The organism is Mycobacterium sp. TH-M82 (assembly GCF_057473605.1).
Genome location: NZ_JBYCKY010000304.1, coordinates 1 through 9154, shown reverse-complemented (window position 1 = coordinate 9154; position 9154 = coordinate 1). Strand labels below are relative to the sequence as shown.

Sequence of the window (9154 nt, the reverse complement as noted above, 5' to 3'; positions counted from 1 at the left end):
CGGCGGGGGCGGCGACGGCACCGGCTATCTCGGCGGCACCGGCGGCAACGGCGGCACCGGCGGCAACATCAACGGTGGCGCCGGCGGCAACGGCGGGGCCGGCGGCAACGGTACCGATGGCGCCGCCGGTGGTGGCGGCGGCGGCGGCGGTGGCGGCGGCGGCTTCATCAACACCCGCAGCGTCAGCATCGGCGGCGATGGCGGCGATGGCGGCGCGGGTGGCACCGGCGCCGGGGGCGACGGCGGCCACGGGGGCGATGGCGGTGACGGCGGCGCTGTCACCGTCACCGAATCTACCGGCGGCCCCAGCACTGCCGGCTTCAGCGGCAACGGCGGCACCGGCGGCGCCGGGGGCCACGGCGGCGCCGGCAACACCGGCGGCGCGGGCGGCAACGGCGGCAACGGCGGCGCCATCACCAACGCCGGCACCGGGGGCAACGGCGGCGACGGCGGCAACGGCGGCAACGGCTCGACCAGTGGCCCCGGCGGTCCCGGTGGCCGCGGCGGCGACGGCGGTAGCGTCACCGACGGCGGTCACGGCACCGACGGCGGCGCCGGCAGTCCCGGCGGCAGTGACGGCACGCCCGGTAGCCCCGGCGAAAACGGGTGACCTCGGGCGGCAGCTTAAGGTGAGTGCTCGTGAGTCCTATGAACACAAAACCCGGCTACCATCCCCCATCCGTCACCGTCACCTCCGTCTTGCCGCGCCGCGCCGGCGAGGCAGTCCTGATCGTGCCGGTGGTCAGCGGCCCGGACGACGAAGCGGCAGTCCCGGCGGCTATCGAACCGCCGCTGCCCGACGCCTGGGCCGCCGGAGTCACCGAGATCGAGGCCGGACTGCGGGCACTGAACGCCAAGGGCACCGCCGAGCAGGTGCATCGGCTGGTGGTGTCATCGCTGCCGGTGGCCAGCGTGCTGGCGGTCGGCCTGGGCGAGCCGCGAGACGAATGGCCGACCGACGCGATCCGGCGGGCCGCCGGGGCGGCGGCGCGCTCGCTGAACGGCGCCGAGGCGGTGGTCAGCGCGCTGGGCGGGCTGCCCGGGGAGGGTGTCCTCGCCGCCAGCGTCGAGGGGCTGATCCTGGGCAGCTACCGGTTCACCGCCTTCCGCAGCGACAAGACCGCCCCGAAAGAGCCCGGCCTGGCCGCCATCACCGCACTGTCCACCGCTAAGGCCGCCAAGGCACAGACCACCCATGCCGTGGACGTCGCCACGGCGGTGGCCACCGCACGTGATTTCGTCAACACTCCCCCGAGTCACCTGTTTCCGGACGAATTCGCCAGGAGAGCAAAGGCTTTGGGCGAGTCGGCGGGGCTGCAGGTCGACGTGCTCGACGACGTGGCGCTGGCCAAGGGGGGCTACGGCGGCGTGATCGGTGTCGGCCAGGGGTCCTCGCGCCCGCCGCGGCTGGTGCGGCTGACCCATCGCGGGTCGCGGTTGGCCAAAAAGCCCAAGACCGCCAAAAAGGTCGCCCTGGTTGGCAAGGGGGTCACCTTCGACACCGGCGGCATCTCGATCAAGCCGGCCGCGTCGATGCACCACATGACCTCGGATATGGGCGGCGCCGCCGCGGTGGTCGCCACCGTGGTGCTGGCCGCGCGCCGGGCGCTGCCGATCGACGTGACCGCCACCGTGCCGATGGTCGAGAACATGCCGTCGGGCACCGCGCAGCGCCCCGGCGACGTGCTCACCCAGTACGGCGGCACCACCGTCGAGGTGCTCAACACCGACGCCGAGGGCCGGCTGATCCTGGCCGACGCGATCGTGCGGGCCTGCGAAGACAACCCCGACTACCTGATCGAGACGTCGACACTGACCGGTGCGCAGACGGTTGCGCTGGGCACCCGCACCCCCGGGGTGATGGGCAGCGACGAGTTCCGGGACCGGGTAGCGGCCATCTCGGCGGCCGTCGGCGAGAACGGCTGGCCGATGCCGCTGCCCGACGAGCTCAAAGACGACCTGAAGTCGACGGTGGCCGACCTGGCCAACGTCAGCGGCCAGCGGTTCGCCGGCATGCTGGTCGCCGGGGTGTACCTACGCGAGTTCGTCGCCGACGGAGTGGCCTGGGCGCATATCGACGTGGCCGGCCCCGCCTACAACACCGGAAGCCCCTGGGGCTACACCCCCAAGGGCGGCACCGGGGTGCCCACCCGCACTATGTTCGCCGTGCTGGAGGACATCTCCCACAACGGCTAGAAAACGGCTGGTAAACGGCGACCCGGTCAAAGCCTGGCGTCGACGGCGTCGGGCAACGCCTGCAGCAACTTCGCGTCGGCGGTGATCAGCGTCAGCCGCTCCAGCTTCGCCTGGGCCACCAGAATTGCGTCGAAGGGATCCCGGTGGGGCAGTGCCGTGGGATCAGACGCGAGAGTGTGCGCACGCATGACGGGCAGGTCGCGCAGGGCGGATCGGTGAATCGCATCGTCGAAATCGTCGGGCAGCGTGACCTTGCCGACAGCCGCCTTGATGGCGAGCTCCCAGGTGCTTGCAGCAGACACCAACACCGCTGCACTTCCCGCGATCCGATCTCGCGCCCGAATGCCCAGCCGCGGGCTGTTGTCGAGCAGCCAGAGTATGACGTGGGTATCGAGCAAGAGGCCACTCACGGGCACTTATAGGCAGTCATTCAACACCGAACATCGCGTTGAGATCGCTGTCGGTGTCGTCGAAGTGATCGGTGTCGTAGTGCAGGCGGCCGGCTAGTTCGCCGAAGGCGACGTCGGAGCGCAGGTGCGGAATGAGGTCGGCAACCGGCTTGCCGGCGCGGGCGATAGTGATCGTCTCGCCATTCTCGACGCGGGCGAGCAGATGGGAGAGGTGGGTTTTCGCGTCGTGGATGTTGACAGTCCGCATCAGAACAGCATAACCGACTTAGTCTAGTCGGACTAATCGGCTGCCAAAACGCACCGGGACATGCCACAAGCCGCGCGATGACCGGACAGTCCGGATGGTTTCGTCACCCCGCGCTGCGCTGTGGTAAGCCAGAGGGCGGACCCTGGCTGCCCCCCACCGATCGAGGAGTCAACAACGATGACGTTCCCAGTGAAGATGCCGGCACTCGGTGAGAGCGTCACCGAGGGAACCGTCACCCGCTGGCTCAAGCAGGAGGGCGACACCGTCGAGGAAGACGAACCGCTGCTGGAGGTCTCCACCGACAAGGTCGACACCGAGATTCCGTCACCGCTGGCCGGCGTGCTGACCAGGATCGTCGCCCGCGAGGACGACACCGTCGAGGTCGGCGGGGAACTCGCGGTGATCAGCCAGACCGGCCCCAGCCCGGCCGCCGAGCAGCAACCGGCCCCGCAACCGGAACCCCAGCCGGAAACCCGGCCCGAGCCGAAGCCGGCTGCCGAGCCTGCGGCGCCGGCGCCGCAACCGTCGGCTCCGGCGTCCGTCGCCGCCGGTGGGGCCTTCACTCCGGTGCTGCTGCCCGAGCTGGGCGAATCGGTCACCGAAGGCACTGTGACGCGCTGGCTGAAGAAGGTCGGTGACCCGGTGGCTGTCGACGAGCCGCTGGTGGAGGTCTCCACCGACAAGGTGGACACCGAGATCCCGTCGCCGGTGGCGGGCACGCTGCTGTCCATCACCGCCGAGGAGGACGCCACCGTCGGAGTCGGCGGTGAACTGGCCAGAGTGGGAACCAAGGCGGATCCCGAACCCGCGCCGACACCGGTACGCGAACCCGCGCCCGCGCCCGAACCGACGCCCGAGCCCGCACCGGTGCCCGAGCCCGCACCGGTGCCCGAGCCCGCACCGGTGCCCGAGCCCGCAGCACAGCCCGAACCCGCCGTGCCGGCGCCGACCCCCCAGCCCGCACAGGTTCCCCGGGCTGCCCAGGTCGCGCCGTACGTCACGCCGCTGGTGCGCAAACTGGCTGCCGACCACAGCGTCGACCTCAGTCAGGTGGCCGGCACCGGGGTCGGCGGGCGCATCCGCAAGCAGGACGTGCTGGCCGTCGCAGAACAAGCAGAACAAAGAGCAGACCAAAAAGCCGAGCGGAAAGAACCGCAGGCCCCGGCACCGGCAGCTCCGGCGCCCGCGCTGGCGCACCTTCGCGGCACCACCGCCAAGGCCAGCCGGATCCGGCAGATCACCGCCCGAAAGACTCGGGAAGCCCTGCAGGTCACCGCGCAGCTCACCCAGACCCACGAGGTCGACATGACCAGGATCGTGGCGCTGCGGGCGGCGGCCAAGAAGGACTTCGCCGAACGAGAAGGCGTGCACCTGACCTACCTGCCGTTCATCGCCCGCGCGGTGCTCGACGCGCTCAAGGTCCATCCCAACATCAACGCCAGCTACGACGAAAGCACGGGCGAGATCACCTACTACGACGCAGAGCATCTCGGCATCGCGGTCGACATCGGGCAGGGGCTGTTGTCGCCGGTGATCCACAATGCGGGTGACCTGTCGCTGACCGGGCTGGCCCGCGCCATCGCCGATATCGCCGCCCGGGCGCGCTCCGGCGACCTCAAGCCCGACGAACTGTCCGGCGGCACCTTCACCATCACCAACATCGGCAGCCAGGGAGCGTTGCTGGACACCCCGATCCTGCTGCCGCCGCAGGCCGCCCTGCTGGGCACCGGCGCCATCGTCAAACGACCGCGGGTCATCATCGACGACGGGGGCAACGAGTCGATCGGGGTGCGTTCGGTGTGTTTCCTGCCGCTGACCTACGACCACCGGCTGATCGACGGCGCCGACGCCGGAAGGTTCCTCACCACTGTCAAGAACCGGCTCGAAGAAGGCGCGTTCGAGGCAGACCTGGGGTTGTGACCCAGTGGCCACCTCCTGCACTGCGGTCATCGCGATCGCCGGCTCGTCCGGGCTGATCGGCTCTGCCCTGGTGTCGGCGCTGCGCGCGGCCGACCATCACGTATTGCGCATCGTGCGCCGGCCCGTCGCCAACCCCGGCGAAGTGTACTGGGACCCCGAGGGCGGCGTCTTCGACGCCCATGCGTTGCGCGGGGTCGATGCCGTGGTCAATCTGTGCGGCATCAACATCGGCCGTCGGCGTTGGTCCGGGGCGTTCAAGCAGAGCCTGCGCGACAGCCGCATCACGCCGACCGAGGTGCTGTCCGGCGGCGTCGCCGACGCCGAGGTACCGGTGCTGGTCAACGCCAGCGCGGTCGGTTTCTACGGGCACACCGGCGCCCGTGCGGTCGACGAAACCGATCCCGCCGGCGCCGGTTTCCTGGCCCAGCTGTGCCAGGACTGGGAGGCGGCGACCGCACCCGCCCAACAGGCCGGCACCCGGGTGGTGCTGGCTCGCAGTGGCATGGTGCTGGCCCACGCCGGCGGCGCGCTGGGCCGGCTGCGACTGTTGTTCTCCCTCGGCCTGGGTGCCCGGTTGGGCAACGGACGCCAGTACATGTCGTGGATCAGCCTGGAAGACGAGGTGGCCGCACTGCGGTTCGCAATATCGCAGGCCGCGTTATGCGGTCCGGTCAACCTGACCGGGCCGGCGCCGGTCACCAACGCCGAATTCACCGCCGCGCTGGGCCGCGCGCTCGGCCGGCCCACCCCGCTGGTGCTGCCCGGATTCGCGGTGCGTGCCGCACTCGGTGAATTCGCCGACGAGGGGTTGCTGGCCGGCCAGCGTGCCATTCCCGCCGCACTCGAGGATGCGGGATTCGGGTTCCGCCACAACACGATCGGCGAGGCCCTAGGTTACGCGACCGCTAGCCGGGTTGCGCCGTAGCCGTGCGCTCCATCCGGTCGGGTGCCGCACCGGTCGAGGTGCGGCAATTGGGCAGCGTCGACTACCGCGCCGCGTGGCAGCTGCAGCGCGACCTGGCCGAGACCAGGGTGGCCGGCGGAGCGGATACCCTGCTGCTGCTGGAACATCCGTCGGTCTACACCGCCGGTCGGCGCACCCAACCGCACGAACGCCCGGTGGACGACACCCCGGTCGTCGACACCGACCGCGGCGGAAAGATCACCTGGCACGGGCCGGGACAACTGGTGGGATATCCGATCGTCGGCCTCGCCGAGCCGCTCGATGTGGTTAATTATGTTCGGCGTCTTGAGGAATCGTTGATTCACGTTTGTAACAACCTGGGCCTGAACGCCGTTCGCGTGGAAGGCAGATCCGGGGTATGGCTTCCGCCCGACGGCCGCCGCCCCGCCCGCAAAGTGGCCGCCATCGGGGTGCGGGTGTCACGGGCGACCACCCTGCACGGGTTCGCGCTCAACTGTGATTGTGACCTCAGCGCGTTCGCGGCGATCGTGCCCTGCGGTATAGCCGACGCCGGGGTCACCTCGCTGACCGCCGAGCTGGCACGCCTGACCAGTGTCGATGACGTCCGTGCCGCCGTGGCGGAGGCGGTCGTGGACGCTCTGGACGGAATGCTGCCGGTGCGTGACCATTTCGCACCGGGCGTAACATCGTCACGGTGAGCGCTGTCGGAGAAGACCGCAGGTTGGGCCGTCAGGAGGCACGCAACGCCGCGACCCCGATCGAACGCAAACCGTCGTGGATAAAAACCCGAGCCAAGATGGGACCCACCTACACCGACCTGAAGGGGATGGTTCGCCGGGAGAAGCTGCACACGGTGTGCGAGGAGGCCGGCTGTCCCAACATCTACGAGTGCTGGGAGGACCGCGAGGCCACCTTCTTGATCGGTGGCGACGTCTGCACCCGCAACTGTTCTTTCTGCCTGATCAAAAGCGGCAAACCCGGCGAACTCGACCGCGACGAACCACGCCGGGTCGCCGAGAGCGTGCAGGCGATGGGGCTGCGCTACTCCACCGTGACCGGAGTCACCCGAGACGACCTGACCGACCAGGGCGCCTGGCTGTACGCCGAGACCGTGCGTGCCATCAAAGCACTCAACCCCGAGACCGGTGTCGAACTGCTGGTCCCCGACTTCAACGGCGTGCCGGAACTGCTGCGCACGGTGTTCGAAGCTCGCCCGGAAGTGTTGGCGCACAACGTCGAAACCGTGCCGCGGATTTTCAAACTGATCAGGCCCGCGTTCAACTACGCACGCAGCCTCGACGTGCTGACCCAGGCTCGTGACTTCGGGCTGGTGGCCAAGAGCAATCTGATACTGGGCATGGGCGAGACCCGCGACGAGATCCGGGATGCGCTCTGCGCGATCTATGACGCCGGCGCCGAGCTGGTCACCATCACCCAGTATCTGCGGCCGTCGCAGCGGCATCATCCGATCGATCGGTGGGTCAAGCCCGAGGAGTTTGTCGCCCATCGCGAATACGCCGAGCAGCTCGGCTTCGCCGGTGTGATGTCCGGGCCGCTGGTGCGATCGTCGTATCGAGCCGGGCGGCTCTACCGGCAGGCCCTGGAGAAACGGGCGGCCACCGCGACCCACGGCTGACCGGGCTGGTACCCGGCCGGGCTGGGTATCCTTGGTGGCTATGCCGAAATCTCGCACCCCAGCCGAGAACAAGACCGCCCGAGCGGCGGCAAAAGCCACCCGCAAAGCCGCCGCCAGGGACCGCCGTGCGCAGCTCTGGCAGGCGTTCGCGCTGCAGCGCAAGGAGGACCGGCGACTGTTGCCGTACATGATCGGCGCCTTCGTGCTGGTCGTGGGTGTCTCGGTGGCGATGGGGCTGGCCGGCAGCACGTTCATCCGGGTGACCATCATCCCGCTCGGCGTAGTGCTGGGGGCGCTGGTGGCGTTCGTCATCTTCGGGCGCCGCGCCCAGCGGTCGGTCTACCGCAAGGCTCAGGGCCAGGCCGGCGCGGCGGCGTGGGCGCTGGAAAACCTGCGGGGCAAGTGGCGGGTGACCCCGGGCGTGGCCACCACCGGGCACTTCGACGCCGTACACCGCGTGATCGGGCGTCCCGGCGTGGTCTTCGTCGCGGAAGGCTCGGCCGGCCGGGTCAAACCACTGCTGGCCCAAGAGAAGAAACGCACCGCGCGGCTGGTCGGCGACATCCCGATCTACGACGTCGTGGTCGGTACCGGCGACGGCGAAGTCCCACTGGCCAAGCTGGAGCGTTTCCTGACCAAGCTGCCGCACAACATCACCGGCAAGCAGATGGACTCGCTGGAGTCCCGGTTGACCGCGCTGGGTTCGCGCACCGGCGCCGCGGCGGCGCCCAAGGGCCCGCTGCCCACCGGTGCCAAGATGCGCGGTGTGCAGCGCACTGTGCGCCGTCGGTAACCACCGCCGACGATGCAGAGCGCGCAGCGCGATGAGGAGGAGGCGGACAATCCGGTAACGCCGCTCAACGTCGCACCACCGCGGTATGAGTGGCCTGGTCCTGCAGACCGCGTCCCTCGCCGTCGACGAATAGCGCCGGGATCACCAGCGCGATCATCGTCCCGCGCAGCACGGCACGACCGATGCCGACGTGCAGCCGGTGATCCACCGAAGCCACCCGCAGCCCGCAGACGAACTGTCCGGGGGTGAAACCGAACAGGCGCACCGCGACGGCGCCGAGCAACAACCAGATCACCAGCACCGCCGTTGCCAACGCCGCCGGCGTGACTACGCCGAACGTCATCCCCAACGCCGCCAGCCCGTAGGCCACCAGCCAGTCGAAGGCCAACGCCGACAACCGGCGCCCCATCGGAGCCAGCGAACCCGAACCACGTTGCGGCAAGCCCAGCGATGCGAACCTGCGGGCCATGGCCCTACCATAAGCGGGCCGCGACCTGACCGGCGTGCGGAGTAACGTCTGCGCAACAAGCGGTTGACGCCGGGGCAACATCGGCTCGCTAGCGTCTGCCTGGGCTACCAGTAAAGGAGAGCACTTCTGTGACCGACAAGACCGCCGACGACATTCTCAAGCTCGTCGCCGACGAGAACATCGAGTACGTCGACGTCCGGTTTTGTGACCTACCCGGCGTCCTGCAGCACTTCACCATCCCGGCGTCGGCGTTCGACAAGAGCGCGTTCGAAGACGGGCTGGCCTTCGACGGCTCCTCGATCCGCGGCTTCCAATCCATCCACGAGTCCGACATGGTGTTACTGGCCGACCCGAACACCGCACTCATCGACCCGTTTAGGGCCGCCAAGACGCTCAACCTGAACTTTTTCGTGCACGACCCGTTCACGCTCGAAGCGTACTCGCGTGACCCGCGCAATGTCGCCCGCAAGGCGGAGAGCTACCTGGCCAGCGCCGGCATCGCCGACACCGCCTACTTCGGCGCGGAAGCCGAGTTCTACATCTTCGACTCGGTGTCCT

11 protein-coding genes are annotated in these 9154 nt (G+C 69.4%); 8 read left to right on the top strand and 3 right to left on the bottom strand.

Features of this window, described 5'->3' with window-relative positions; all coding sequences use genetic code 11:
* Together AC2VON_RS09600 and AC2VON_RS09595 are read left to right on the top strand one after the other, a co-directional pair.
* Window positions 1–610 (top strand): hypothetical protein (locus AC2VON_RS09600; RefSeq protein WP_486952740.1); only part of this gene is annotated, 610 nt, incomplete at its 5' end.
* Between the two features lie 38 nt (window positions 611–648).
* Window positions 649–2196, top strand: coding sequence for a leucyl aminopeptidase (locus tag AC2VON_RS09595; RefSeq protein WP_486952741.1), 1548 nt, complete (start codon window positions 649–651; stop codon window positions 2194–2196).
* A gap of 26 nt (window positions 2197–2222) precedes the next feature.
* Here the strand turns inward: AC2VON_RS09595 and AC2VON_RS09590 are convergent, their stop codons facing one another.
* Together AC2VON_RS09590 and AC2VON_RS09585 are read right to left on the bottom strand one after the other, a co-directional pair.
* On the bottom strand, window positions 2223–2606 hold the full coding sequence (locus AC2VON_RS09590; protein WP_486952739.1) for a type II toxin-antitoxin system VapC family toxin: 384 nt from the start codon (window positions 2604–2606) through the stop codon (window positions 2223–2225).
* Window positions 2607–2622: 16 nt separating this feature from the next.
* A complete protein-coding gene (locus AC2VON_RS09585) occupies window positions 2623–2853 on the bottom strand; it encodes a type II toxin-antitoxin system Phd/YefM family antitoxin (RefSeq protein ID WP_486952738.1) in 231 nt (76 codons plus the stop codon).
* Window positions 2854–3030: 177 nt separating this feature from the next.
* On the opposite strand from AC2VON_RS09585, the gene sucB reads away from it, so the two are divergent.
* Genes sucB through AC2VON_RS09560 form a run of 5 tightly spaced genes read left to right on the top strand, consistent with a single transcriptional unit; the run spans window position 3031 to window position 8127 of the window.
* Window positions 3031–4773 (top strand): 2-oxoglutarate dehydrogenase, E2 component, dihydrolipoamide succinyltransferase, encoded by a 1743-nt coding sequence (gene sucB / locus AC2VON_RS09580; RefSeq protein ID WP_486952737.1) that lies wholly within the window; start codon window positions 3031–3033, stop codon window positions 4771–4773.
* Window positions 4774–4777: 4 nt separating this feature from the next.
* Entirely contained in the window at window positions 4778–5698 is a 921-nt protein-coding gene (locus AC2VON_RS09575; protein ID WP_486952736.1) for a TIGR01777 family oxidoreductase, read from the top strand.
* A gap of 2 nt (window positions 5699–5700) precedes the next feature.
* Window positions 5701–6396, top strand: coding sequence for a lipoyl(octanoyl) transferase LipB (lipB, locus tag AC2VON_RS09570; RefSeq protein ID WP_486952735.1), 696 nt, complete (start codon window positions 5701–5703; stop codon window positions 6394–6396).
* Window positions 6393–7334, top strand: a complete 942-nt coding sequence (gene lipA, locus AC2VON_RS09565; RefSeq protein WP_486952734.1) for a lipoyl synthase — start codon at window positions 6393–6395, stop codon at window positions 7332–7334. The genes lipB and lipA overlap by 4 nt, the downstream gene beginning before the upstream one ends.
* A 40-nt stretch (window positions 7335–7374) precedes the next feature.
* The gene (locus tag AC2VON_RS09560; protein WP_486952733.1) at window positions 7375–8127 is read left to right on the top strand and encodes a DUF4191 domain-containing protein; all 753 of its coding nucleotides are present in this window, start codon (window positions 7375–7377) and stop codon (window positions 8125–8127) included.
* A gap of 64 nt (window positions 8128–8191) precedes the next feature.
* Here the strand turns inward: AC2VON_RS09560 and AC2VON_RS09555 are convergent, their stop codons facing one another.
* On the bottom strand, window positions 8192–8596 hold the full coding sequence (locus tag AC2VON_RS09555; RefSeq protein WP_486952732.1) for an RDD family protein: 405 nt from the start codon (window positions 8594–8596) through the stop codon (window positions 8192–8194).
* A gap of 128 nt (window positions 8597–8724) precedes the next feature.
* On the opposite strand from AC2VON_RS09555, the gene AC2VON_RS09550 reads away from it, so the two are divergent.
* Window positions 8725–9154, top strand: a 430-nt coding sequence (locus AC2VON_RS09550) for a glutamine synthetase beta-grasp domain-containing protein (RefSeq protein ID WP_486952731.1), incomplete at its 3' end; no start/stop codon positions are given.

What these genes read in the sequence shown, in the direction of transcription:
- AC2VON_RS09555 (WP_486952732.1), bottom strand. Translation starts at nt 8,596, where the DNA reads ATGGCCCGCAGGTTCGCATCGCTGGGCTTGCCGCAACGTGGTTCGGGT.
- AC2VON_RS09595 (WP_486952741.1), top strand. Translation starts at nt 649, where the DNA reads ATGAACACAAAACCCGGCTACCATCCCCCATCCGTCACCGTCACCTCC.
- AC2VON_RS09560 (WP_486952733.1), top strand. Translation starts at nt 7,375, where the DNA reads ATGCCGAAATCTCGCACCCCAGCCGAGAACAAGACCGCCCGAGCGGCG.
- AC2VON_RS09585 (WP_486952738.1), bottom strand. Translation starts at nt 2,853, where the DNA reads ATGCGGACTGTCAACATCCACGACGCGAAAACCCACCTCTCCCATCTG.
- sucB (WP_486952737.1), top strand. Translation starts at nt 3,031, where the DNA reads ATGACGTTCCCAGTGAAGATGCCGGCACTCGGTGAGAGCGTCACCGAG.